The sequence below is a fragment of the Rhizobium sp. AC27/96 genome (assembly GCF_001692325.1).
Lineage (GTDB): Bacteria > Pseudomonadota > Alphaproteobacteria > Rhizobiales > Rhizobiaceae > Rhizobium.
The window spans coordinates 15365-40523 of the sequence record NZ_LXKN01000005.1 but is presented as its reverse complement, the minus strand read 5'-3'; the positions used below and the strand labels follow the sequence as shown (position 1 = coordinate 40523).

At 60.2% G+C, this 25159-nt stretch carries 26 protein-coding genes and 1 pseudogene; 12 read left to right on the top strand and 15 right to left on the bottom strand.

Annotation, left to right across the window (positions count from 1 at the left end):
* Position 1: 1 nt before the first annotated feature.
* Entirely contained in the window at positions 2-1258 is a 1257-nt protein-coding gene (locus A6U86_RS08075; protein WP_068388800.1) for an MFS transporter, read from the bottom strand.
* A 115-nt stretch (positions 1259-1373) separates the two neighbouring features.
* Here A6U86_RS08075 and A6U86_RS08070 point away from each other — a divergent pair, with 115 nt between their 5' ends.
* Both A6U86_RS08070 and A6U86_RS08065 read left to right on the top strand, forming a co-directional pair.
* On the top strand, positions 1374-1697 hold the full coding sequence (locus A6U86_RS08070) for a YggT family protein (protein WP_136686753.1): 324 nt from the start codon (positions 1374-1376) through the stop codon (positions 1695-1697).
* Positions 1694-2006: pseudogene (locus A6U86_RS08065) on the top strand (DUF167 domain-containing protein). The gene A6U86_RS08070 and the pseudogene A6U86_RS08065 overlap by 4 nt, the downstream one beginning before the upstream one ends.
* Here A6U86_RS08065 and ppa read toward each other — a convergent pair.
* The 3 genes from ppa to typA all read right to left on the bottom strand — a co-directional run bounded on the left by ppa (position 2007) and on the right by typA (position 5178).
* Positions 2007-2543, bottom strand: coding sequence for an inorganic diphosphatase (gene ppa, locus A6U86_RS08060; RefSeq protein ID WP_068388794.1), 537 nt, complete (start codon positions 2541-2543; stop codon positions 2007-2009).
* Positions 2544-2639: 96 nt separating this feature from the next.
* Positions 2640-3146, bottom strand: a complete 507-nt coding sequence (locus tag A6U86_RS08055) for a GNAT family N-acetyltransferase (protein ID WP_068388791.1) — start codon at positions 3144-3146, stop codon at positions 2640-2642.
* Positions 3147-3351: 205 nt separating this feature from the next.
* Positions 3352-5178 (bottom strand): translational GTPase TypA, encoded by a 1827-nt coding sequence (gene typA / locus A6U86_RS08050; protein WP_068388787.1) that lies wholly within the window; start codon positions 5176-5178, stop codon positions 3352-3354.
* A gap of 319 nt (positions 5179-5497) precedes the next feature.
* On the opposite strand from typA, the gene A6U86_RS08045 reads away from it, so the two are divergent.
* Positions 5498-6190 (top strand): hypothetical protein, encoded by a 693-nt coding sequence (locus tag A6U86_RS08045; protein ID WP_141683655.1) that lies wholly within the window; start codon positions 5498-5500, stop codon positions 6188-6190.
* A gap of 44 nt (positions 6191-6234) precedes the next feature.
* Here the strand turns inward: A6U86_RS08045 and A6U86_RS08040 are convergent, their stop codons facing one another.
* A complete protein-coding gene (locus A6U86_RS08040) occupies positions 6235-6918 on the bottom strand; it encodes a glutathione S-transferase family protein (RefSeq protein WP_068389198.1) in 684 nt (227 codons plus the stop codon).
* A 91-nt stretch (positions 6919-7009) separates the two neighbouring features.
* Between A6U86_RS08040 and A6U86_RS08035 the strand changes: the two genes are divergently transcribed.
* Entirely contained in the window at positions 7010-7474 is a 465-nt protein-coding gene (locus A6U86_RS08035) for a MarR family winged helix-turn-helix transcriptional regulator (RefSeq protein WP_068388781.1), read from the top strand.
* Between the two features lie 109 nt (positions 7475-7583).
* Positions 7584-8813: a chromate efflux transporter gene (gene chrA, locus A6U86_RS08030; RefSeq protein ID WP_068389196.1), complete on the top strand. Its 1230-nt coding sequence runs from the start codon at positions 7584-7586 to the stop codon at positions 8811-8813.
* Positions 8814-8915: 102 nt separating this feature from the next.
* On the opposite strand, the gene A6U86_RS08025 is transcribed toward chrA, so the two are convergent.
* Together A6U86_RS08025 and A6U86_RS08020 are read right to left on the bottom strand one after the other, a co-directional pair.
* Positions 8916-10979, bottom strand: coding sequence for a M3 family metallopeptidase (locus tag A6U86_RS08025; RefSeq protein WP_068389194.1), 2064 nt, complete (start codon positions 10977-10979; stop codon positions 8916-8918).
* Between the two features lie 95 nt (positions 10980-11074).
* The gene (locus A6U86_RS08020) at positions 11075-11716 is read right to left on the bottom strand and encodes a LysE family translocator (protein ID WP_068388778.1); all 642 of its coding nucleotides are present in this window, start codon (positions 11714-11716) and stop codon (positions 11075-11077) included.
* A 162-nt stretch (positions 11717-11878) separates the two neighbouring features.
* Here A6U86_RS08020 and A6U86_RS08015 point away from each other — a divergent pair, with 162 nt between their 5' ends.
* Positions 11879-12361 (top strand): MarR family winged helix-turn-helix transcriptional regulator, encoded by a 483-nt coding sequence (locus A6U86_RS08015; RefSeq protein WP_068388775.1) that lies wholly within the window; start codon positions 11879-11881, stop codon positions 12359-12361.
* Between the two features lie 78 nt (positions 12362-12439).
* Here A6U86_RS08015 and A6U86_RS08010 read toward each other — a convergent pair whose 3' ends face one another.
* Positions 12440-13663: an argininosuccinate synthase gene (locus A6U86_RS08010; protein ID WP_068388772.1), complete on the bottom strand. Its 1224-nt coding sequence runs from the start codon at positions 13661-13663 to the stop codon at positions 12440-12442.
* Positions 13664-13857: 194 nt separating this feature from the next.
* Between A6U86_RS08010 and A6U86_RS08005 the strand changes: the two genes are divergently transcribed.
* Together A6U86_RS08005 and A6U86_RS08000 are read left to right on the top strand one after the other, a co-directional pair.
* A complete protein-coding gene (locus A6U86_RS08005; RefSeq protein ID WP_068388769.1) occupies positions 13858-14712 on the top strand; it encodes an SDR family NAD(P)-dependent oxidoreductase in 855 nt (284 codons plus the stop codon).
* 165 nt (positions 14713-14877) lie between these two features.
* On the top strand, positions 14878-15519 hold the full coding sequence (locus tag A6U86_RS08000) for a LysE family translocator (RefSeq protein ID WP_068388766.1): 642 nt from the start codon (positions 14878-14880) through the stop codon (positions 15517-15519).
* Here A6U86_RS08000 and A6U86_RS07995 read toward each other — a convergent pair.
* The 5 genes from A6U86_RS07995 to A6U86_RS07975 all read right to left on the bottom strand — a co-directional run bounded on the left by A6U86_RS07995 (position 15503) and on the right by A6U86_RS07975 (position 19102).
* Entirely contained in the window at positions 15503-15931 is a 429-nt protein-coding gene (locus A6U86_RS07995) for a hypothetical protein (protein ID WP_068389191.1), read from the bottom strand. The genes A6U86_RS08000 and A6U86_RS07995 overlap by 17 nt on opposite strands.
* A 5-nt stretch (positions 15932-15936) precedes the next feature.
* Complete coding sequence (rlmN, locus tag A6U86_RS07990; RefSeq protein WP_068389186.1) at positions 15937-17172, bottom strand: 23S rRNA (adenine(2503)-C(2))-methyltransferase RlmN; 1236 nt, start codon at positions 17170-17172, stop codon at positions 15937-15939.
* Positions 17173-17457: 285 nt separating this feature from the next.
* Positions 17458-18006 (bottom strand): invasion associated locus B family protein, encoded by a 549-nt coding sequence (locus tag A6U86_RS07985; RefSeq protein WP_068388763.1) that lies wholly within the window; start codon positions 18004-18006, stop codon positions 17458-17460.
* Between the two features lie 332 nt (positions 18007-18338).
* Positions 18339-18728: a YkvA family protein gene (locus tag A6U86_RS07980; protein WP_068388759.1), complete on the bottom strand. Its 390-nt coding sequence runs from the start codon at positions 18726-18728 to the stop codon at positions 18339-18341.
* Positions 18729-18796: 68 nt separating this feature from the next.
* Positions 18797-19102 carry a 4a-hydroxytetrahydrobiopterin dehydratase gene (locus A6U86_RS07975; protein WP_068388755.1) on the bottom strand — a complete coding sequence of 102 codons (306 nt, stop codon included), beginning with the start codon at positions 19100-19102 and terminating at the stop codon, positions 18797-18799.
* 36 nt (positions 19103-19138) lie between these two features.
* On the opposite strand from A6U86_RS07975, the gene A6U86_RS07970 reads away from it, so the two are divergent.
* Positions 19139-19621, top strand: coding sequence for a low molecular weight protein-tyrosine-phosphatase (locus tag A6U86_RS07970; RefSeq protein ID WP_068388752.1), 483 nt, complete (start codon positions 19139-19141; stop codon positions 19619-19621).
* Here A6U86_RS07970 and thpR read toward each other — a convergent pair.
* Both thpR and A6U86_RS07960 read right to left on the bottom strand, forming a co-directional pair.
* Complete coding sequence (gene thpR / locus A6U86_RS07965) at positions 19552-20148, bottom strand: RNA 2',3'-cyclic phosphodiesterase (RefSeq protein ID WP_068388751.1); 597 nt, start codon at positions 20146-20148, stop codon at positions 19552-19554. The genes A6U86_RS07970 and thpR overlap by 70 nt on opposite strands.
* A 68-nt stretch (positions 20149-20216) precedes the next feature.
* Positions 20217-20867, bottom strand: a complete 651-nt coding sequence (locus tag A6U86_RS07960) for an arylesterase (protein WP_068388748.1) — start codon at positions 20865-20867, stop codon at positions 20217-20219.
* 82 nt (positions 20868-20949) lie between these two features.
* On the opposite strand from A6U86_RS07960, the gene A6U86_RS07955 reads away from it, so the two are divergent.
* From A6U86_RS07955 to A6U86_RS07945, 3 genes are all read left to right on the top strand, one after another.
* Entirely contained in the window at positions 20950-21660 is a 711-nt protein-coding gene (locus A6U86_RS07955) for an ABC transporter ATP-binding protein (protein WP_068388745.1), read from the top strand.
* Positions 21657-24206 carry an ABC transporter permease gene (locus A6U86_RS07950; protein WP_068388743.1) on the top strand — a complete coding sequence of 850 codons (2550 nt, stop codon included), beginning with the start codon at positions 21657-21659 and terminating at the stop codon, positions 24204-24206. The genes A6U86_RS07955 and A6U86_RS07950 overlap by 4 nt, the downstream gene beginning before the upstream one ends.
* 194 nt (positions 24207-24400) lie before the next feature.
* Entirely contained in the window at positions 24401-25141 is a 741-nt protein-coding gene (locus tag A6U86_RS07945; protein WP_068388740.1) for a Bax inhibitor-1/YccA family protein, read from the top strand.
* Positions 25142-25159 lie beyond the last annotated feature (18 nt).

Below are 25159 nucleotides of genomic sequence, written 5' to 3'. Positions count from 1 at the left end.
CTCACGCCGGCTGCGGTTCGCCGTCGCGATCGGGGGCGTTGAGGCTGTCGATCCGGCGAAGCTGCGGGAAGCCGGTTGCCCAGAGCACGGCAACGGCGAGCGTGCCAATGCCGCCAATGACGACGGCGGGGATGGCGCCGAAATAATGCGCCATGGTGCCGGCACGGAACTCGCCAAGCTCGTTGGACGCCCCGACGAAGACCATGTTGACGGCGTTGACCCGGCCACGCACGTGATCCGGCGTCCAGAGCGTGATCAGCGTCTCGCGGACATAGACCGAGATCAGGTCGGAGGCGCCCATGATCGCAAGGGCTGCAATCGACAGCCAGGCCGTATGCGAAATGCCGAAGATCAGCGTTCCCAGGCCGAACATGGCGACGCCGATGAACATGCAGATGCCGGCACGATTGCGGATGGGATAGGTCGCCAGAAACAGGCCCATGGCGATGGCGCCGAAGCTTGGCGCGGCGCGCAGCAAACCGAGGCCCCAGGGGCCAAGCGTCAGGATATCGCGCGCGTAGATGGGCATGAGCGCGACGGCGCCACCCAGCAGCACGGCGAAGAGGTCGAGCGAGACGGCGCCGAGAACGACCTTTTCCGACCAGATGAACCGGAAACCGGCAAGCATCTCGTTCAGGCTCCGCGCCTCATGGGCGACGCGCTGCTGCGGCTTCGGAATCAGGAAAGTCAGCATGGAACCGGCGGCAAAGAAAAGCACCGCCACCGCATAGGCAACGCCGGCGCCGACGCCATAGAGCAGGCCGCCTGCGACCGGCCCGAGAATAGCCGCAGCGTCCCACGACATCGAATTCCAGGTGATGGCATTCGTCAGGTCTTCGGGCGGTATGAGGTTTGGCGCCAGAGACTGCATCGCCGGCGTCATGAAGGCGCGCTCGATGCCGAAGACGGTGAGGATCAGGAAGACCGGCAGCGGCGCAAAGGTGCCCGACACGGTCAGGAACAGCAGAGCCGCCGTGCAGAGCGTGCCGACGAAGATGCAGATCGCGGCGATCATCCGCCTGTTGTAGCGGTCGGCCACCGTGCCCGTCACCAGGATCAGCAGCAGCGACGGCAGGAACTGGACCAGGCCGATCAGACCGAGATAAATCGGCTTGCCCGTGTGCTCGTACATCTGCCAGCCGACGGAGACGCTGACGACCTGCGTCGCAAAGGCCGTCAGAAACCGCGCGAAGAAGAAATAGCTGTAGGCGATGTGCCTGAAGGCGGCAAACCGGTCTCCGCTTACAGCGAACGACATGGGGCGAGACTTTCCGGCGCGGCGGCCGATGCAAAACGCACGCTCGACGGCCTTTTAAACATGATTCAACATGCCTCAAAGCATGGGACTTGCCCGTTTAGTCGCCAATGTCTACATGTCTGTCAACCGCGAAATGGAGACTGACATGCTCGCCTTATTTCAAACCATTGATCTGGCTTTGAATCTTTATACTTGGGTGCTGATCGCCAGCGCCATCTTTTCCTGGCTCTATGCTTTCAACGTCATCAATTCGAGCAATCAGTTCGTCGGCTCCGTCGGCAACTTCCTTTATGCGGTCACCGAACCGGCGCTTCGCCCGATCCGCCGCATCCTGCCCGATCTCGGCGGCATCGATATCTCGCCCGTCATCCTGCTGCTGCTCATCTTCTTCATCCGCTCGCTGATGTGGAATTCGCTCGTTCCGCTTTTCCTGCGGTGAACCAGCCGTGGCAGGCATCTTCGGATCACCTGCGGCTTTCCGTGCGTCTCACGCCCAATGGCGGGCGTGACTCGATCGACGGCATCGAGACCGGCAGCGACGGCCAATCCTATCTGAAGGCGCGCGTCTCGGTCGCGCCCGAAAAGGGCAAGGCCAACAAGGCGCTGATCGCCTTGCTTGCCAGAAACATGGGCATTCCCAAATCCTCGCTTGAACTGGTCAGCGGCGATACCGCGCAAAAAAATCCTCCGGATCGAGGGCGAGCCGGAGGATCTGATGCAAAGATTAAACGCTATCGCGAAGGCCTGATCAGGCCTTTTCCTTCTTGGCGCGCTCGATAGCTTCGAGAATGAGCTCGCCGGCTTCCTTGGAGCCACCCCAGCCAAAGATCTTCACCCACTTACCGGGCTCCAGGTCCTTGTAGTGCTCGAAGAAGTGCTCGATCTGCTTCAGCGTGATCTCGGGCAGGTCGGTATGTTCCTTGACCTTCTCGTAACGCAGCGTCAGCTTCGGCGAGGGAACGGCAATGATCTTCTCGTCCTTGCCGGAATTGTCTTCCATCTTCAGCACGCCGATCGGGCGGACATTGATGACGCAGCCCGGAACCAGCGGACGGGTGCTGGCGATCAGCACGTCGATCGGGTCGCCATCTTCGGAGAGCGTGTGAGGGACGAAGCCGTAATTGCCCGGATAGGTCATCGGCGTATAGAGGAAACGGTCGACGACCAGCGTGCCGGCCTCCTTGTCCATTTCGTACTTGATCGGATGACCGCCGACCGGCACTTCAACGATGACGTTGATGTCTTCGGGCGGGTTCTTGCCAATGGAAATCGCGTCGATGCGCATGCGTGTCCCCTAATAAGGATGGTTGCCGCCAGCCAAATAATCGGAATCATGACGCAACGCAACAATCCATCGATAGAGTGGAGGATTTAGTTGCCGTCAGGGCCAGACGAAACCGATCTTCTTCAGCTGCCGGTGATCGAAAGTTTCGATGCCTTCGCAGAAATCCGCGCCATCCTGTCCGCGATAGAAGCGATAGGCATTTTCGTTTTCTTCGAGGCACCAGACCACCAGGCCCTTGCAGCCGAGCGACTTCAGCAACCGGCGCGCCTCGCCGAAAAGCATGCGGCCCAAGCCCAGGCCTTGGTACTGCGGGCGCAGATACAGCTCGTAGATCTCGCCTTCCTGCGGAAGGGCGCGGGCGCGGTTGAGCCCCAGCGTCGCATAGCCGGCAATCTCGCCGGCAACGTCCAGAACCAGCAGCGTCGCCGGCCCGCCGGTCGCCTTGCGCCACCAGGACTCGCCACGACGCTCGATCATCTGGCCAAGCGCGCGATGCGGAATGATGCCGGCATAGGTGTACTGCCAGGACTGGCGGTGCACCTCCGAAATGGCCCGGGCATCGTCGGGTTCTGCCCGCCGAACATCAATCGACAACGTCTTCATAACGGCTACTCTGGTCTTGCAGGCCCGAATTAACCATCCTCATTCATAAAGACGGCAAACTTGCCCACAGGCTTTATCCGTGGATCATCCACAAAAATTAACGACTTTTTAACCTTTGCCACAAGGGCTCAAAAATCGAACACACAAAATAAAACCCCGGCACAATGGCCGGGGTCGGATGCTTTGAAACGATACAGATAAGCTGTTACGCGGTGCGCGCCTTTTCGAAGCGCTTACGCTCGTTCGGGTCGAGGTACATCTTGCGAAGGCGAATCGACTTCGGCGTGACTTCCATCAACTCGTCGTCCTGGATCCAGGAGAGCGCGCGGTCGAGCGTCATGCGGATCGGCGGCGTCAGCTTCACGGCTTCATCCTTGCCGGCGGCGCGGATGTTGGTCAGCTGCTTGCCCTTGAGCACGTTGACTTCCAGGTCGTTGTCGCGGGAGTGAATGCCGATGATCATGCCGGCATAGACCTTTTCACCCGGCTCGATGATCATCGGACCACGATCTTCCAGGTTGAACATCGCGTAGGCGACGGCTTCGCCGGAGGCGTTGGAGAGCAGGACGCCGTTGGTTCGGCCGCCGATCGCGCCCTTGAAGGGCTGATAGTCATGGAACAGACGGTTCATGATGGCGGTGCCGCGCGTATCCGTCAGCAGTTCCGACTGATAGCCGATGAGACCGCGGGTCGGTGCGAAGAACTTCAGGCGCAGGCGGTTGCCGCCGGACGGACGAAGCTCGACCATTTCGGCCTTGCGCTCGGACATCTTCTGGACAACGACACCGGAATGCTCTTCATCGACGTCGATGACGACTTCTTCGATCGGCTCCAGCATCTGGTCGGTGGCTTCATCCTTGTGCATGACGACACGCGGACGCGATACGGCAAGCTCGAAGCCTTCACGGCGCATGGTTTCGATCAGAACGGCGAGCTGCAATTCGCCGCGGCCGGAGACGTAGAACGAATCCTTGCCTTCGGCTTCTTCGATCTTCAGCGCGACGTTGCCTTCAGCTTCCTTGAACAGGCGGTCGCGAATGACGCGCGAGGTAACCTTGTCGCCTTCGGTACCGGCCAGCGGGCTGTCGTTAACGATGAAGGACATGGTAACGGTCGGCGGGTCGATCGGCTGGGCGTGCAGCGCCTCGGTCACCGACGGATCGCAGAACGTGTCAGCAACCGTGCCCTTCGACAGGCCGGCGATGGCGACGATATCGCCCGCATGGGCTTCTTCGATCGGCGTGCGCTCGATGCCGCGGAAGGCGAGAATCTTGGAAATGCGGCCGGTTTCGATCAGCTTGCCATCCTGGCCCAGAACCTTGACGGCCTGGTTCGGCTTGATCGAGCCCGAATGAATGCGGCCAGTGATGACACGGCCGAGAAAGGGGTTGGATTCGAGCAGCGTGCCGATCATACGGAACGCGCCGTCTTCTTCGCCGACACTCGGCTCCGGAACGTGCTTCAGCACGAGATCGAGAAGCGGGCCAAGGCCATCCTCAACCGGACCATCCGGCGAATAGTTCATCCAGCCGGCGCGGCCAGAGCCGTAAAGGATCGGGAAATCGAGCTGCTCGTCGGTGGCGTCGAGCGCTGCGAAGAGATCGAAGACTTCGTTGATGACTTCTTCGTGGCGGGCATCCGGACGGTCGATCTTGTTGATCGCAACGATCGGGCGGAGACCGACCTTCAGCGCCTTGCCGACGACGAACTTGGTCTGCGGCATCGGGCCTTCCGAGGAGTCGACCAGCACGATAGCGCCATCGACCATCGACAGGATGCGCTCGACTTCACCGCCGAAGTCGGCATGGCCGGGCGTGTCGACGATGTTGATGCGCGTGCCCTTCCAGACAACCGACGTCGCCTTGGCGAGAATGGTGATACCGCGCTCTTTTTCCAGATCGTTGGAATCCATCATGCGCTCGACGGTGCGCTGGTTCTCGCGGAAGGATCCGGACTGCTTCAGAAGCTCGTCGACGAGGGTGGTTTTCCCATGGTCAACGTGCGCGATGATCGCGATGTTGCGAAGTGCCATTTGTCTTAATCTCTGAGGCTGGGGCGCTGTATAAAACAAACAGGCCAATTTCATTTGGCGCGCTCATAGCCTTTTTTTCGCGATTGCGAAAGGGGGGAGGCGCGTGGATGTGTTTTTGCATATGACCGAGGCAATGGCGATATCAGATAATTCAGCCCTTAAACTGACCGTAACCCAATCGGCAGCTTAAGCATCATCACCATCGACGGCTGAATATTTCAGGAGTAATCTGAACCAACACCAGGAAAAGTTGCGCCATGTTTCCCATTGGAATTATCGGCAGACACATCCTAAAATCCAAGGCTCATGAATGGTTAGCATGGCGGATTTACCTGAAAATCTAGAAGACAAGCGGAAGCAACCCCGCAACGACCCACTTAACAATGTAATGGGCGTGGCTGTGGATGCCGTCCGCGAAACGGGCCGCCGAGGTGTTAGTATCTACCCGTCATCGGATGGCTTCGCGGGCATGGCGCCAATCGTCTTCCTCCTGTACGGCATACCTTTTTTCATAATTGTTGCCATGATACCGTTTTGGGAGAAGTGGGGCGATTGTTCGCCTGTGGTCTGGCTCAACTCTCATATAGCGCCAGCTGTCAACAGTATCTCCGACCAATACAGATCGGCGGCCCTTCCCCGGCTGCCGCTGCGCCGCCTGCTGATTGCCGCCACGTCGATGATCGAGCTTCTGTTCCTGTCAAGCTTCTTGACAAAGCTATCGCGCTACGGTCGCAAGCAGGCGCTGATGGTCTGGCTTTCTTTCGACAAATCGCGACTATTGGGTCTATTGCTTGGCAGCAGCGCAGCTTTCGTGGCTGTCTGGTGCTTTCTTTTCTACAACTGGACGCTTCTCGACTTCTTCGAATCCGAACCAAGGGGTAGCAAGATCGTGATTTTAGCGATCGTGTTGCTACCCTTGATCGCTCTGATCTGCGGTCGCATCGCTGCAATCGTCACGCTCGGCGTCTTTTGGAGCACTTCGAAAATGATTAGAAGGCGATTGAACAGGTGAGCTTTTTAGAGGCGCCTACCCTCTTCGGGCTTTCTGCTGATCCGTCAGGCGGCGCATTTCAGCAGCCAGGGATCATGGGCCACCAGGAAAGCCTTGAGGCGATCCGGATAGTCGTTGACTACTGCATCTCGCACGCTTTGCCGCAAAGCCAATTCGGTGCGCCACGCCATGACGTGGGGCAGCCTATCGAGGACGCCGGTCGGCCTTATCGTATCGAACACGTCAAAATAACGGAAGATCGGCGCGAAGACCGCATCGACCAGGCTAAAAGCCTTGCCCGCGAAAAACGGCCCGTCGTTCAATTGAGCCTCGACACGGCCGAACTTGTCGATCAGCGCCTTGCGCTTGGCCTCATACGTTCCTTCATCCCTGGCGGTCTCGAGCCCCCACAGATCCGAAAGGATGGAAGAGCCGAACTCCATCCAGCCGCGATGACGGGCACGCGCCAACGGATCGGCGGGATGTAGCCTGACGCCGGGTTGGGTTTCCTCCAGATACTCACAGATTACGGCGCTTTCGAACAATACCGTTTCTGATCCACCGCCCAGCTGGACGATCAGGAGCGGTACCTTGCCGAGCGGCGAGATGGCCAGAAACCAGTCGGGCTTTGCCGCCAGATCGACATAGCGGATCTCGAACGGCACAGCCTTTTCGGCAAGCGTGATCGCCGCCCGCTGGACGTAGGGGCAAAGATAGTGGCTGACGAGGGTCAATTTTGCATCGGACATGATCGAATCTCCGGAGTGTTCATTCATAGTAGATGTAATTGCATCTATATGCGCACTTGCCAGTTTGGTCAATATAGATGTAATTGCATCCATGTCCGATTGTTCAGATGCAGCCCCCGCAAAGCCCTCCGCCGCCATAACGCGGGCATGGGTGCGCCTCATGCGCGCTCAGCAAATCACGCTTGCGGCCATCGAGCAGGATTTGAAGGCCGCCGACCTGCCTCCGCTTGGCTGGTATGACGTGCTGCTGGAGCTGGCGCGGGCTGCGGACGGCAAGCTGCGACCCTATGAGATCGAAGAACGCACGCTCCTTGCCCAACATAACCTGTCCCGCCTCCTCGACCGGATGGAGAAAGCCGGCCTCGTTCACCGCGAGATCTTTTCCGAGGACGGCAGAGGTCGCTGGGTGATTATCACCGAGGCGGGGAATGCGATGCGAACCCGCATCTGGACCGTCTATGCCGCCGCGCTCCAACGCCACCTGGGCGATAGACTGGACGACACTGAGGCCGATCAATTGGCCGATCTGTTGACCGCGCTTTCGCGCAAAGCCTGATCGGCGCGGCGAAGGCTATCCGCCCCGCGCACAGCGCAGAATTTACAATGCAGGCTCCTTAGGGAATAACAGCCTTGGAACTGACCTGAAAAAGCCGGGGAATTGATTGGTGAAGCCGTCAACAGCAACAAGCCCCGATGCCGCGATCGGTCAGCCCCGAGGCACCGCTGGCGAAGTCTTCCTTGCCTTTCTCAAGCTTGGCCTCACCTCGTTTGGTGGCCCGATCGCTCACCTGGGATATTTCCGCGATGAGCTGATCATTCGCCGGAAATGGACAAGCGAGGAAGGCTATGCGGATCTGGTCGCTCTCTGTCAGTTTCTGCCGGGACCGGCTTCAAGTCAGGTCGGGTTTGCCCTTGGCCTCCTGCGCGGCGGTATTGGCGGCGCGCTTGCCGCCTGGACAGCCTTTACGCTGCCCTCCGCGATCCTTCTGGTTGCCTTTGCCATGGCGGCAACCGCATTTGACGGGCCGGTGGGAGCTGGCTTGCTCCATGGCCTCAAGATCGTCGCAGTCGCCGTGGTCGCGCAAGCCGTCTGGGGCATGGCGCGCACCCTGACGCCCGATAGGGAGCGAGCCAGCATTGCGCTGGCGGCAGTCCTGATCATCGTCTTTGTTCCGAGTGCGGTGGGGCAGATCGCGGCAATCGCCACAGGTGCTTTCGCCGGATTGCTGTTCTGCCGCAGTGAGCTTGCGTCCACCGCGCACCACGTCTCATTCCGCATTCCAAGACGTGTCGGACTTTTGTGCCTGATCTGCTTTTTTGGGCTGCTCGGCCTCTTGCCAATCCTCGCCAGCCTCAGCGGGTCGCAAGGAGTAGCGTTGTTTAGCGCATTCTATCGCTCCGGATCGCTCGTTTTTGGAGGCGGGCATGTTGTACTGCCCCTCCTGCAGGCAGAGGTGGTCAATACTGGCTGGGTCAGTGCCGATGCGTTCGTGGCTGGATATGGTGCCGCACAGGCCGTACCGGGACCGTTGTTCAGTTTCACGGCCTATCTCGGCGCAGTGACGGGACCTGCACCACACGGCTGGGCAGGAGCGGCAATTGCGCTTGTTGCAATTTTCCTGCCTGGCCTGCTGCTATTGATCGGCACCTTGCCATTCTGGGATGATGTCCGCCGCTATCCGCTCGCACAAGCCGCCATGCGCGGTGCCAGCGCGGCAGTCGTCGGCATTCTCGCCGCCGCGCTCTATAACCCGGTCTGGACGAGCGCAATCCTGCGGCCGTATGATTTCGCAGCTGCGCTGGTCGGCTTCGTATTGCTCGTCGCCTGGAAGGCCCCGCCCTGGATTGTCGTGGTCTCGATGGGTGTGGCGGGAATAGGCCTCGCCTTCATCTGAAAATCGACAAACAAAGCTTGCATAAATGGATGCGGCAACAGGTGGCGATTGCCCTGGATCATGGGCAATCTCGCCATCCCGACGCTTACATAGGCGGCTAAATCAAGCCGCCAGCCCCTTCTTCTTCAGCATCGCCTCCGGGCTCGGTAGCTTGCCGCGGAACGCCTTGTAGGTCTCTTCCGGATCGATTGATCCGCCGACGGAATAGATGTTGGCTTTCAGTTTTCCGGCCATATCGGCATTGAAAGCATCGCCAGTTTCCTCGAAGGCGGCGAATGCATCGGCATCGAGCACTTCCGACCACATGTAGGAATAATAGCCGGCCGAATAGCCGTCGCCAGCGAAGACGTGCTGGAAGTGCGGCGTTGCATGGCGCATGACGATCGACTTCGGCATGCCGATTTCGGCAAGCACTTCCGCCTGAACCGCCATCGGGTCCTCAACGGCGCCACGGGTATGGAACGCCATGTCGACCAGAGCCGAAGAGGTGAATTCCACCGTGTTGAAGCCGGCATTGAAGGTGCGGGCGGCCAATACCTTGTCCAGCAGCGCCTGCGGTATCGGCGCGCCTGTCTCGTAGTGAACGGCATATTGCTTGAGGATGGCGGGCACGGTCAGCCAATGCTCGTAAAGCTGCGACGGCAGTTCGACGAAATCGCGGGAAACGCCAGTGCCCGACACCGAGGGATAAGTGACGTTGGACAGCATGCCGTGCAGCGCATGGCCGAATTCATGGAACAGCGTGCGCGCATCGTCGAGCGACAGCAGCGCCGGCTTGCCTTCCGCCGGCTTGGCGAAATTGCAGACATTGTAGATGATCGGCAATTCGCCGACCTTGCCATTCTCAAGCAACAGCTTGTGCTGCGATTGGAACGAGCTCATCCAGGCGCCGGAGCGCTTGGAACCGCGGGCAAAGTAATCGCCGAGGAACAGCGCGACGAGCTTGTCGGAACGGTCGCGGATCTCGAAGACGCGCACGTCGGGATGATAGGCAGGCACGCCCTTCTGCTCGACGGCATGAATGCCGAACAGGCGACCGGCGACATCGAAGCAGGCGGCAATGATCTTTTCGAGTTGCAAATAAGGCTTGAGTTCGGTCTCCGAGAAATCGAACTTCTGCGTGCGGATCTTCTCGGCATAGTGCCGCCAGTCCCAGGGCATGACCTCGTGATTGCGGCCTTCTTCGGCGATCAGCCCGGCAATATCCTTTTCCTCTTCCCCGGCACGTGCCACTGCTTTCGACCATACGGTCATGAGAAGTTCGTTCACCGCACCCGGCGTCTTTGCCATGGTGTTGTCGAGCTTCAGCGCGGCGAAATTGGCATAGCTGAGCAGCTTGGCCTTCTCGGCCCTCAGCGCCAATGTCTCGCGGATGATCTCGCGATTGTCGGTCTTGCCGCCATTGGCGCCGCGCGCCACCCAGGCGTTGAAGGCCTGCTCGCGCAGATCCCGGCGTTCCGACGACGTCAGGAATGGCTCGATGATCGAGCGCGACAGCGTGACGGCATATTTGCCCTCTTCGCCGCGTTCGCGTGCTGCGGCGGCCATCGCGTCGCGCAGATAGTCGGGAAGCCCGGCAAGATCGGCCTCCTCGGAGAGCAGAAGCACCCAGCCCTTTTCATCGGCAAGCACGTTCTGGCCGAACTGCGCACCAAGACCGGCAAGCTTCTCGTTGATCGCGGAAAGACGGTCCTGTTCAGCTTTCGGCAGCTTGGCACCCGATTTTACGAAACCCTTCCAGTGCCGTTCCAGCACGCGGGTCTCTTCCAGGCTCAGGCCGAGCTCGTCCCGCTTTTCCCAAAGGGCATCGAGGCGGGCAAAGAGCGCTGCATTCGTGCCGATCTTCGAATAATGCCGGGACACCTTCGGCGCGATCTCGCGCTCCAGCGCCTGGATCGTTTCGTTGGTGTGGGCACCGGCCTTGTTCCAGAACAACGCCGATATGCGCGACAGCGCATCGCCGGCGATCTCGAGCGCCGTCACCGTATTGGCGAAACCAGGTGCTTCACCGTTATTGGCAATGGCGTCGATCTCCGCCTCATGCGATGCAAAGGCGGCGTCGAAGGCAGGCGCGAAATCCGTGTCCTTCACGGCGTCGAAGCGCGGTAGCCCCTGATGTCCGGTCCATTCGACGAGCGCGGGATTGACGGCGGCGTTTGAAGACATGCAGGGCATCCTTTCGACTGACATCTGATCGAAGCACGATATAAGGCCCGCGCCGCCAAATTGGTATGGCGAGCCAAACAAATTCATTGAAGAGATCAGGCCCTGCGCCAGCCGAGCAGGCCCGGCGTCGCGTGCCAGAGCGCCTGTGCCGCAAAGCCCATGAACAGCACGCCGGAGCAGCGCACGATCAGCCGCTCATGCTTACGATAGAACCGCCGCACGGCGCCCGCACCGATGACGCTGATCAGAATGAGATCAGCGGTCACGAAACCGGCAAAGGAAACGGCGAGCAGCAGCGGCAGCGCGCTGAAGGTGAGCGCACCTGCGGAGCCGGCCACCAATGCGGTGAACGTTGCCAGCGCAACCGGATACCCCTTGGGATTGGTGACGCCGAAGATGAGGCCGCGACGGAAGGGTCGGTCGACATTGACAAGCGATTTGCCATCTCCTGTCGGCTTGGCCGTGACGGCATTCCAGCCGATCCAGGCGAGATAAAAGCCGCACAGCAATCCCAGAAGATCGAAGACGAACGTGCCGACGGTCTTGGCGCCGACGATGGCGACGAGTGCCAATGAAGACCAGACGAGATCGCCGAGCAGATGGCCGCTGACGAAAAATGCACCCGCCTTGCGTCCCTGTCCTGCACCGATGCCGAGCAGCGCCAGGAAGGCAGGGCCGGGAATGAGCACATAGAACAGCGCCGCCAGAAAGGCGCCGACAACAAGGGATTGCGTCATGATGGGTATTCCTACTGATGATGGGCGCAAAAGTAGCAATCTGCCGATTCCGGTCAAGCCATCCTCTGTTTTATGGCCGAAGAAGGCGTTGTGTTCACGGGTTTAAACCAATAAGAACGTAGTGGGGCCCTTGAACTGAAAAGCGTAGGTAGGGAAACGCTTATGACCAGCAGGATTAATACGGATTCGCTCGCCTTTCTTGTGAGCGATTGCGCCCGATTGATCAGGACGGCCTTCGAGAGACGTATTCTCGTCGCAGGTCTCGGACTGACGGCGGGCGAAGCACGGACGCTGATGCAGGTGGCCGCCATCAATGGCAGTCGCCAATTGGACATCGCCTCCCGGATGGGACTGGAGCCGATGACGGTCAGCGCATTTCTGGACAAGTTGCAGGCGAGAGGCCTGATCGAACGCCAACCTGACCCGCTCGATCGCCGCGCCAAGCGGATCGTGCTGTCGGAAGCGGCAGACGCCAAGCTGAAGCAGATCGATCGCGAAATCTGCGAAGTCGAGCGCAATGCGACGCAGGGCTTCGACCAGGGACTGCAGACGCAACTGCACGACGCGCTGTGCTCGTTTCGCAGCAATCTCCAGAAGGTGGAATTGCCCGCCGAGATCGAACGCGAACTAAGGCCGGTGGATTAATCCCAGCCGCGCCGTCATGCCAAAAAGAAAACCCGCCTCCGATAACCGGAAGCGGGTTATTTTGCGTTTTGATGCCGGTTACTTCGACAGATTGCGCTTGGCGAGCGTGCGCAGGCGCAGAGCGTTGAGCTTGATGAAGCCGGCCGCATCCTTCTGGTCGTAGGCACCCTGGTCGTCTTCGAAGGTGACCAGCTTGTCGGAGTACAGCGACTTCGGGCTTTCGCGGCCGATGGTCATGACGTTGCCCTTGTAGAGCTTCAGCGTCACTTCGCCTTCGACATGTTCCTGGCTCTTGTCGATCAAGGCCTGCAGCATCTCGCGTTCCGGCGAGAACCAGAAGCCGTAATAGATGAGCTCGGCATAGCGCGGCATCAGCTCGTCCTTGAGGTGCGCGGCACCGCGGTCGAGCGTGATGGATTCGATGGCGCGATGGGCTGCAAGCAGGATCGTGCCGCCGGGCGTTTCATAAACACCGCGCGACTTCATGCCGACAAAACGGTTCTCGACGAGATCGAGGCGACCGATGCCGTTGTCACGGCCGTAATCATTCAGCTTTGCCAGCAGCGTGGCCGGGCTCAGGCGCTTGCCGTTGATCGAAACGGCATCGCCCTTTTCGAAACCGACCTTGATGACCGTGGCCTTGTCGGGAGCCGCCTCCGGCGAAATCGTGCGCATGTGTACGTATTCCGGAGCTTCCTGCGACGGATCTTCCAGAACCTTGCCCTCGGACGAGGAGTGCAGCAGGTTGGCGTCGACGGAGAACGGCGCTTCGCCCTTCTTGTCCTTGGCAACCGGGATCTGGTGCTTCTCGGCAAATTCGAGCAGGTCTGTGCGGCTCTTGAACGTCCAGTCGCGCCACGGAGCGATGATCTTGATGTCCGGGTTCAGCGCATAGGCCGACAGTTCGAAGCGAACCTGGTCGTTACCCTTGCCGGTCGCGCCATGCGCAATCGCATCGGCGCCGGTCTTCCTGGCGATTTCGATCAGATGCTTGGAGATCAGCGGACGGGCAATGGAGGTGCCGAGCAGATAAACGCCTTCATAGACGGCATTGGCACGAAACATCGGGAAGACGAAATCGCGCACGAATTCCTCGCGCACGTCCTCGATATAGATTTCCTTGATGCCGAGCAATTCGGCCTTCTTGCGTGCCGGCTCGAGCTCTTCGCCTTGGCCGAGATCGGCGGTGAAGGTGACGACTTCGGCGCCCAGCTCCGTCTGCAGCCACTTCAGGATAATCGAGGTATCGAGCCCGCCGGAATAGGCGAGAACGACTTTCTTCACGTCTTTATGTGATGCCATGGTGATTTCCGTTTCAAGGCGAACCGAGGGAAAGGCCCGCAAACCCTGTGTCGCGGAACTTTTAGCGAGATTATCGCGAGGCGCAAGGGGAAGTGCGGCACGGCACTTCGTGCACCTTCGACACCGGTTTGACTCGCTCCCGGAAAGCACCATATTCGGCGACGACCGAACAATGCCTGAGGAGGGCGCCGCTCGTGACTGATATTCAAGCCATTTTCAAGAAATCCAATGTTGCCGTCATCACCGGCGGCGCGTCCGGCATCGGCCTTGCCGCCGCCAAATATTTCGCTTCACGGGGGATGAGCGTCGTCATCGCCGATCTCGGTGGCGACCGGCTGGCGCAAGCAAGCGCCGAGCTCAAGACGATCACGGGCGAAGAGCATGTCATGGCCATCGAGACCGATGTTGCCAGCAAGGACTCGCTGGAAGCGCTGGAACGCGCCGTCCTGCAGCGTTTCGGCCGGGTCCATGTGCTGATGAACAATGCCGGCATCGGCCCGGAGACTTCGATCTTCAGCGCGCAAAGCGGCTGGGATGCCATCCTCGGCGTCAACCTGCTCGGCGTCGTCAACGGCACGCGAACCTTCGGGCCTGGCATGCTGGCACACGGCGAGGCCGGGTTGATCATCAACACCGGCTCGAAGCAGGGCATCACCACCCCTCCGGGCAATCCCGCCTACAATGTATCCAAGGCCGGCGTGAAGGTCTTCACCGAGGCGCTGCAGCACGAGCTGCGCAACACGGCGGGCGCGAAGATATCGGCCCATCTCCTCATTCCCGGCTTCGTCTTCACCGGTCTTACCAAGGGCGAGCGCAAGGAAAAGCCGGCCGCGGCCTGGACGCCGGAGCAGACGGTCGATTTCATGGTGGAGAGCCTGGAGCGCGGCGACTTCTACATCCTCTGCCCCGACAATGACGTGGCGCGTCCGGTCGACGAGCGCCGCGTGCTGTGGGCCGCCGGCGATATCGTCGAGAACCGCCCGCCGCTGTCGCGCTGGCACCCCGACTATGCCGATCAATTCAAGGCATTCCTCGACAAGAAGGATTGATTTGCAATCCCCCGAAAGCCGGATAGAAACACGCATCCCCCTAGAGCAATTCCAGGAAAAGTGCGCAGCGGTTTTCCGTCCGGAATTGCGAGAAAATAAAGAGATAGAGCGGTTCAGAGCTTCCCTGAAAAACCGAACCGCTCTATCCGGCTTTCGGAGCATCTCATGGATTTCATACCCAGCCTGCCGACCCTTCTTGCCTTTTCGGCGGCAAGCCTGTTGCTGGCGATGACGCCTGGCCCTGACATGACGCTGTCGATCAGCCGTGCGCTGGCGCAGGGCAAGAAGGCGGCGCTCTTCGTCGTGCTCGGCACCACGCTTGGCGTCGTCGTTCACACCTGCCTGGTGGCTTTCGGCATTTCCGCGCTGATCACAGCCTCGCCTGTCGCATTCACCGTGTTGAAGACGGGTGGCGCTGCCTATCTCCTCTGGCTGGCGATCCAGGCGATCCGCTTCGGCTCCAGCCTGTCGGTCAAGAAGGTCGACGCCACCAGCGGCACGGCGCTTGCCAATATTTCGAATGGTTTCTGGGTCAATCTGCTGAACCCCAAGGTCATCATCTTCTTCATGACCTTCCTGCCGCAGTTCGTCACGGCTGGTGATCCCACGGTCACGCACAAGCTGCTGTTTCTGGGCTTCTTCTTCATCGTCATCGGAATGCCGGTGAACACGCTCGTGGTGCTCGCCGCCGATGGCCTGTCGTCCTGGCTGCAGAGAAACCGCGGCGTCATGCGCGGCCTTGATTACGCCTTTGCCGGCGTCTTCTCGATCTTTGCGGTGAAGATCTTCTTCACTCAGGCCCGCTGACAACGGGGCGGCGTCCGGCAAACCGGCCGGCGATCCACCAATAGACGATGCCGCTGGCGGCGCCCAGGAAGGCGAAGCAGACAACGATCGTGATCAGATTGAGGGTATGCGGCCGCTCGACGCTACCCGAAATCAGCACGGAGGCCACCGCCGACAACAGGGCGCCATAGACGGCATAGCCGTACCAGCGGCGGATACCGCGCCACTCCAGAAGCGGGATAACCACGAGGGATGGCAGGATGCTGACGATCATCACCAGTTTGGTGAGCGCGATTGTCAGGGCGAAAAGCTCCGGGGTCGCCGCATCGGGCACCGTCCATGCGGCAACGCAGGCCAGCACGAAGCCCATCAATGCGCAAGCGGCAATATAGCCCCACAGGAGCCGTATCGGCTTGCGCAATGCAACGAGCATCAGGCTCAATCCTCGCCGTGATTGGCGATCATCATCGCTTCGAAAGCCAGGCGCTCGGTCTTGCGCATGCGCTCCGATTCCGACTTCAGCTGGCCGCAGGCGGCGAGAATGTCGCGCCCGCGCGGTGTGCGGATCGGCGAGGCATAGCCGGCCGAATTGATGAAATCGGCGAACTTCTCGATATGCTCCCAGTCCGAGCACTGATAGTTGGTGCCGGGCCAGGGGTTGAAGGGGATGAGGTTGATCTTGGCCGGAACGCCCTTCAGGAGCTGGATCAGCCCCTTGGCATCCTCGAGGCTGTCGTTGACGCCCTTCAGCATCACATATTCGAAGGTGATGCGCCGCGCGTTCGAAAGGCCGGGATAGGCGCGACAGGCGTCCATCAGCTCCTTCAGCGGATACTTCTTGTTGATCGGCACCAGCATGTCGCGCAGGTCGTCGCGTACCGCATGCAGCGAGATCGCCAGCATGACGCCGATCTCCTCGCCGGTGCGGTAGATCTCAGGCACGACGCCCGAGGTCGAAAGCGTGATGCGTCGCTTCGAAAGCGACAGGCCATCGCCATCGGAGGCAATCAGCAGCGCCGTCTTGACGCTGTCGAAATTGTAGAGCGGCTCGCCCATGCCCATCATGACAATATTGCTGACCTTGCGTCCTTCCGCCGGCATGATCGTGCCCTGCGGCGCTTCACGATCCGGAAAATCGCCGAGGCGGTCGCGCGCCAGAAGCAGCTGCGACAGGATTTCTTCCGCCGTCAGGTTGCGCACCAGACGCTGCGTGCCGGTATGACAAAAGGAACAGGTGAGAGAACAGCCGACCTGGCTGGAAATGCAAAGCGTTCCGCGGCCCTCTTCCGGAATATAGACGGCTTCGATCTCGACGGGACGGCCGGCGCCGCGCGGTGGGAAGCGCAGCAGCCATTTGCGGGTGCCGTCGTTGGAGACCTGTTCTTCGACGATCTCGGGACGCGCGATGGTGAAATGCGTTTTCAGCATTTCGCGCATGTCCTTCGAGACATTCACCATGGCATCGAAATCGGAGACGCCGCGCACATAGATCCAATTCCAGAGCTGGCTGACGCGCATCTTGATCTGCTTGTCGGCAACGCCCTTTTCCTTGAGCACTGCCCCCATTTCCTCACGGGTCAAGCCAATGAGCGAAGGCTTGGGCGAAAGCTCCACAGGCTGCGACAAGGGCATCGGCTTCAACTTGGAGGGTGTCATGACATCGGTGGCGGACATAGGATCATTCCAACGGTTCACATCGGCGATGCCGCAAAAGCTGACGAAAGCTGCGGATGCGGGCAAGGCACGGAAATCTGAAGATTCATGCGGTGGCGGGACCAACTGTCTGCCGCACACCTGCTGTTGGCGCGGCCTTTAGCATTAATTTCCGCCCGCGTCATCCCTTTCCCTCAAAAGCAAAGCCTGGCCCTTAAAAGCAAAAGGCCGGCATACTGGCCGGCCTCGTCATTACGGTCGCGGCGGCAGGACGATCACATTGACGTGATCCCTTGGCCTTCGATCTTACTTGCAGTTCTCGATCTGCTTCAAGGCAGCGGTAACGCCCTTCAGCGAATAGGTATAGGACGTCGCGGTGCCCTTTTTCGACGTCGCCGTCACTTTCAGCGAATGGCCGGATTTCAGAGCCGCCACCAGCGCAGGCTCCTGCGCGGCATTCTCGACCCAGGCGGCCTTGTCCTTGGTGAACATCACGAAGGTCTTGTTGTCGATGAGCACGTCAACCTTGGAATTCTCCTTGAGAGGATAGCCCATCATCGCCTGCGGTTCGTAGGAGATGTTCTGGCCCGGGCGCTGCGACACGATGAAGAAGTTATCGCCATGGTCGATACCCGACGCTGGCGTCTTGGCGGTCGGCACCGAGAGAACGTAGCAGACCTTGCCCGCCGCCGACTGGTAGGAGTAAGCGCCCCAGGCATCGAATTGCTGGATGCGCGACGGAGCCGCTGGCGCCGCCGCTGCCGCTGCCTGCGTCTGCTTCTTGGTCTGCGCGGACGCGATGCCGGTGCCGGCGAGAACGAGCGAGAGAGCGATTGCGAAGCTTTTTACAAACATGGTTTCCTGCCGATTTCTTGCGGTCCAGAGCTCATGGCGAATCGATATACGCACGCCTATGCTCGTGAGCTGCCCTATTTTGACTTTATTCAGGTTACCAAACCGTCAACGGAGCGCTGACCGCCCTCAGCTCCGTGCCATTTCAATCCAAGCATCACGCAGAGTTTGAACGCATCAGAAGGAGTTGGAAAACCCGGATGATGAAGTACCATCCTACGGGATCGATTTAAGACAGAAAGATTCAGGCAAGAATTTGACATCGCTAAAATCAGGGTCTGCCATAAAGGTCTGGAAACCCGAAAGGATTCAGAACAGGCCCGGTTGAGCGGGCGTCAAGCCGTTTTCATCGCTTCCGGCTCATTCTCAAGCGCCCTGTCCGCCGCATCATAATGCTCCTGTCGGATATGGCCCCGGATCATGCTGAGGGCCAGCGTCAGCACCGCAATATCGTCGGTAAAGCCGATAACGGCGAAAAAATCGGGGATAATATCGAACGGCATGACGAAATAGCCGAGTGCGGCCAGCAGGATGCCGCGAACACGGGTCGGCGTCTGCGGATCAAGCGCGCAATAAAAGGCAGCAACGACGTCGCGCGAAAACGGGATATGGCGAGCCGCCTTGCGCAAGGTCGGCCAAAACTTGCTGCGCACCGATTTCTCCTGCTTTTTCTGGGTCTCTTCGTCACCAGGCATCAGGATTTCCCCGTACTTGATGTCATCCATTCCGTTTACCTCTATTCGCACCCGCTTTTTCCGGGCCGCGTCAACATATGGTGATCATCCGGGACGATTCAATCAACGCGCCGGGCGGCCGCCTTCTCCATCGCCCTTGCCAGCTTGACGTCATGATCGGTCAGGCCGCCGACATCGTGAGTGGTCAGCTTCACATCAACGCGGGAATAGACGTTGAACCATTCCGGATGGTGATTGAATTTCTCCGCCGCGAGTGCCGCCTCGGTCATGAAGCCGAAGGCCTCGACGAAATTGCGGAATTTGAACATCTTGGAAATCGACAGTCGGTCGGCCGCAAGTGTCCAGCCACCGAGCTCCTCCAGGATTTGATCGATTGCAGCCGGCTCCAGCTTCTCGTATTTCATGGCAAGATCACTCCTCTCTAGCGATTGAACGATAGCATGGATCGTCACAGGGTTCTTTTCGTCTGCGCCGGCAACATCTGCCGGTCACCCCTCGCCGAAGGCATTTTCAGGCATCTGGTGACCGAGGCCGGTCGCTCCGCCGAATTCGAGATCGCTTCAGCCGGCACCGGCGGCTGGCATCAGGGCGAGAAGCCGGATCGCAGATCGATCGCCGTGGCCGCCAGCCATGGGGTCGATATTTCCGGTCAGCGAGCCCGCCGCGTTGAGCCATCGGATTTCGGCCGGTTCGATCTGATCCTGGCAATGGATCAAGACAATTTGAAGAACTTGCGCAAGACGGCACCTGCCGATGCTCTCAGCAGGCTGCACCTCTTCAACGCCTTCGCGCTCGGCAGCAACAAGGATATTCCCGACCCCTATTATGGCGGCCGGGAAGATTTCGAAGCCGTTTACACCATGCTCTTGGCTGGCTGCAGCGCGCTGTTGCCCAAACTTGGGAAAGCACTCCGCGCTTCGTGAAGCGGGAAGATCTCCTCGGTGAGATAGGGACCGCCACCGACCGATTCGCGCGAGGACAGAAGCACGAAGCGCCCCACCGTGAACGGCTGGGTGTAGAAATTGCCGCGGCCGGAGAGGTAGTGCACGACATCGTCGACACGCGAGGATTTCAGCCTGGCGAGCGTGACATGCGGCGTGAACTTGCGGGGGTCGGGCTGCAGGCCGATGCGCTGGCAGATGCGCTCGATCTCGCCTTGCAGCGCATGCATGTCCGGTGTCGGCGAGACGCCGGCCCAGACCGAGTGCGGTTTCTTGGAACCGAAGGAACCTATGCCCTCCAGCCGAAGCTGGAATTCAGGACGATCTATCCGGTCCAGACGGTCGACGATCTCATCAGCCGTGCGGCCATCAACGTCGCCGATGAAGCGCAGGGTGATGTGATAATTTTCAACGTCGATCCACCTGGCTCCGGGGAGACCACCGCGCAACAACGAAAGGCTCATGGCCGCGTTGCGCGGAATTTCGAGGGCGGTAAAAAGTCTCGGCATCACGAGCACTCCCCGAATCTCTTGCAGGTATAAGCAGGGAATCACGCATTTGCAGTCGGTGCAAGCATCTATTTCGCACCTGCGTCAATCATCCCTACAAACTTGATAACGGCCGGTAAGATACGCTCGACCATGACATCGACACCCTTGGGGTTCGGATGCATGCCGTCGTCGAGCTGAAGATCAGCCTGCGCAGCCACGCCGTCTAGGAAGAACGGATAGAGCGTGACCTGGTATTTGTCTGCCAGACGCTTGTAGATCGGGTTGAATTTCTCGGCATAATCCGGCCCCATGTTCGGCGGCGCCAGCATGCCGGCGAGGAAGACCGGGATCTTCCGCTCCCTCAACCTTTCGATCATCGTCTCCAGGTTCTTTTCCGTCTGTTCCGGCGGAATGCCGCGCAGAGCGTCATTTGCGCCAAGCTCCAGAACCACACCGTCGGTGCCGTCGGGCACGGACCAGTCTATGCGGGAAAGCCCGCCGGATGTCGTATCGCCGGAAACGCCTGCATCGGCGACAGCCACATCCAACCCCTTTGCTTTCAGCGCCGCCTCGAGCTTGGCCGGAAAGCCATTGCCCGGCGGCAGCTGATAGCCGGCCATCAGGCTATCGCCGAACCCGACGAGTTGGATGGTTCGCGCCTCAGCCGCACTCACGGCGCCAAACAAAAGACCGAAAGTGATGACAGCGAATTGAAACGCAGCAACTTTAAATCTCATGATCCATTCCCTAAATTCGCTGCTCGGGCCAAATCGCGCCCGCCATTATCTTTGATGTTCTCTGATATATAGGGCGTTCGCATTGGCAAAAACCATCATCGAGCTGAAGAAGGCGGATTTGACGCTCGGCAATGCCGCCGCATCAGTCCATGTGCTGAAGGGCATCGACCTTACAATCATGGAAGGTGAGGCCGTCGGTATCGTCGGCCCCTCTGGTTCCGGCAAGTCGACCTTGCTCATGGTGCTGGCTGGCCTCGAAAAGCTCGACAGCGGCGAACTTGTGATCCGTGACACGCCTTTGCACAGCCTCAGCGAAGACCGCATCGCCGATTTCCGCGGCCGCAATATCGGCATTGTCTTCCAGTCCTTCCATCTCATTGCCAATATGACGGCGCTGGAAAATGTCGCAGTGCCGCTGGAACTTGCCAACAACAGGGACGCCTTCGATATCGCCCGGCGGGAACTGGAGGCGGTGGGGCTGGGCGAGCGGCTCAATCACTATCCCGGCCAGCTTTCCGGCGGTGAGCAGCAGCGCGTGGCGATTGCCCGCGCCCTTGCGCCGTCGCCTGCCGTGCTGATCGCCGATGAACCGACAGGCAATCTCGATACCGATACCGGACGGCAGATCGCCGACCTGCTTTTCGCCCAGCAAGCCGAGCGCGGCACCACCATGCTGCTCGTCACGCACGACCCGGCGCTCGCCGCCCGCTGCTCGCGCCAGATCCGCGTACGCTCTGGCGAGATCGAGAATGACAGCGCCCGCACACGCGTCCATCAGGCGGCGATAGCATGACGGGTGCGGCGGGAATGCGTCTGCCTCTCGCCTTCCGCCTTGCCCTGCGCGAGCTGCGCGGCGGCCTTGGCGGCTTCTACATCTTCCTCGCCTGCATAGCGCTTGGCACCGGCGCGATAGCCGCCGTCAATTCCGTATCGCGCTCAATCACCGACGCCATCTCGACGCAAGGCCAGTCGCTGCTGGCCGGCGACGTTCGTTTCGAGCTGCGCAATCGCGAGGCGACACCGGAGGAACTGGCCTATCTGCAGGGCCTCGGCAAGCTCTCCCGCTCTACCAACTTGCGTTCCATGTCCCGCCTGCCCGATGGCTCCGATCAGGCGCTGGTTGAGGTCAAGGCGGTTGATGACGCCTATCCGCTCTACGGTACCTTCCAGGCCGATCCCGATCAGCCGCTATCGACCCTGCTCGCCACCAAGGATGGTGCCTATGGCGCCGTCGTCGCGCCGCTGCTGCTCGAACGACTGAACCTCAAGGTCGGCAGCGATCTGCTGCTGGGCAATACCAGGCTGCGCATCACCGGCACCATCGCCAATGAGCCGGACGCCGTCTCGGAAGGTTTCGGCTTCGCGCCGCGTCTGCTGACCAGCCGCGACGCATTGGCCGCCTCGGGCCTGATCACGACAGGCAGCCTTGTCGAGCAGGCCTACAGGATCCGCATGAACGACCCCGCGACGGGCCTGCGCAATATCGGCGATCGCGCCAACGCTGCCTTCCCGCAGGCCGGCTGGTCGATCCGCACCAGCAGCCGGGCTGCACCTGAGCTTGCCGACAATATCACCCGCTTCTCGCAGTTCCTGACATTGGTGGGACTGGCGGCTCTCATCGTCGGCGGCGTCGGCGTCGCCAATGCCGTGCGTGCATTCCTCGATTCCAAACGCACCACCATCGCCACCTTCAAATGCCTGGGCGCGCCCGCTTTCGTCGTGGTGTTGATCTATCTCATCCAGATCGCGATCATTGCGCTCGCCGGCGTTGCCATCGGCCTTGTGCTCGGCGCTATTGCCCCGGTGATAGCCTCGCAGTTCATGGCGGAATTTCTGCCCATATCGACAGTGCCGCGCCTTTACCCCGGCCCGCTGATGCTGGCTGCCGTCTTCGGCCTGCTGACGACGCTTGCCTTTGCCATTCCACCGCTCGGCCATGCCCGCGAAGTGCCGGCGACGGCCCTTTTCCGCGAACAAGGCTTCGAGGCGCGCCGCCTGCCCGGCTGGTCCTATCTGCTTGCTGCCGGCGTCCTGATGGCGGCGCTCGCAGCCCTGGCAATCCTCACTGCCTATGACCGCTTCATCGCCATCGTCTTCGTCGTCTCGATCGCCGCTGCCTTCGTCGTGCTGCGCCTGGTTGCCGCCGGGCTCTCCTGGCTTGCCCGCCGCAGTCCGCGTGTGCGCTCGCCGGCCCTGCGATTGGCGATCGGCAATATCCACCGCCCCGGCGCATTGACCGGCTCCGTCGTGCTCTCCCTCGGCCTTGGCCTCGCACTGCTGGTGACCCTGACGCTGATCGACGGCAACATGCGCCACGAACTCACCGGACGCATGAGCGAAAAAGCGCCGAACTTCTTCTTCGTCGACATCCAGGGACCGGAACTGGAGGGCTTCCGCAAGATCGTCCTCAACGAGGATCCCAAGGGCAAGCTCGTCGAAGCGCCGATGCTGCGCGGACGCATCGTCGCCTTCAACGGCGAGGATGTCACCAAGATGAAGGTGCCGGCTGCTGGCCAATGGGTGCTGCGCGGCGACCGCGGCATCACCTATGCCGAAACCCTGCCCGAAAATGCCGCGCTCACCGAAGGGCAATGGTGGGACAAGGATTATAGCGGCGAACCGCTGGTCTCCTTCTCCGGCGAGGAAGGCAAGGCGCTTGGCCTGAAGCTCGGCGACAAGGTCACCGTCAACGTCCTCGGCCGCAACATCACCGCCAAGATCGCCAGCTTCCGCAAGGTGCAATGGCAGTCCCTGTCGATCAACTTCGTGATGATCTTCTCGCCCAACACCTTCAAGGGAGCGCCGCACGCCTGGCTCGCAACCCTGACCGATACTTCAGCCACCTCGGAGCAGGAAGCGGCGATCCTGCGGAAGGTCACCAACGCCTATCCCACCATCACCAGCGTTCGCGTCAAAGACGCACTCGACGTCGTCAACACACTTGTCGGCCAGCTCGCCACCGCCATCCGCGCGGCCGCATCCGTCGCGCTCATAGCCTCCGTGCTGGTGCTTGCCGGTGCGCTTGCGGCCGGCAATCGCGCCCGCACTCATGATGCCGTCATCCTCAAGACGCTCGGCGCGACTCGGGCCATGCTGATCCGAGCCTTCAGCTACGAATATCTGATCCTCGGTGTGGCGACGGCGATCTTCGCCTTGATCGCCGGCTCGGCCTCCGCCTGGTACATCGTCAGCCGCATCATGCGCCTGCCCTCGACCTTCATGCCTGACGTCGCCTTCTCCACCCTCATCATCGCGCTGGTGCTGACTGTTGGTATCGGACTGATCGGTACGTGGCGCATCCTCGGCCAGAAGGCAGCCCCGGTACTGCGCGAGCTTTAACCCCTTCCGACCATTGACAGAACAATACGAATCGACCCGATATTACATCGATTTAACGCGGCGCCGTCCCCTTGACCCTTGTGTATAAGGCTTGAAAGCCTCATATTCTGTGCAGGCATGCTGGAGCTCCGCAGCGGCGCCTGGGCCCGAGAGGCCCGACACCGTACTCACTTTGGAGCTTGAAAGAGGAAAACATGGCTGACTTTCGCAATTACCAAAACCGGGCGCAGAGCGATGCGCAATCCGGTGCGATGATAGACGCAGGCCTTCGAGCCTACATGCTCAAGGTCTATAACCTGATGGCGCTGGGTCTGGCGATCACGGGTGTTGCTGCCTATCTTTCGTTCTCGCTCGCTTTCTCCAACGGACAGATCACGGCCTTCGGCCAGGCGATCTATCTGAGCCCGCTGAAGTGGGTGGTCATTCTGGCTCCGCTGGCAATGGTCTTCTTCCTGAGCTTCAGGATTAACCGCATGAGCGTGGCCGCCGCGACGACGACCTTCTGGGTCTACGCCGCGCTGGTAGGCCTGTCGCTGTCGTCAATCTTCATCATCTACACCGGCCAGAGCGTCGTGCAGACCTTCTTCGTGACCGCCGCCTCGTTCGGCGCCCTGTCGCTCTACGGCTACACGACCAAGCGTGACCTGTCGGCGATGGGTTCGTTCCTGATGATGGGTCTCTTCGGCCTGATCATCGCGATGCTGGTCAACATCTTCCTGGCTTCGTCCGCCCTGCAGTTCGCCATCTCGGTGATCGGCGTGCTGATCTTCGCAGGCCTCACCGCCTACGATACGCAGCGGATCAAGGAAATGTACTACGCTGCCGACGATGCCACCGTGGCTGGCCGCAAGGCCATCATGGGCGCCCTGTCGCTCTACCTGGACTTCATCAACCTGTTCATGTTCCTGCTGCAGTTTATGGGCAATCGCCGCTAATCGCACGGCTTGAACGAG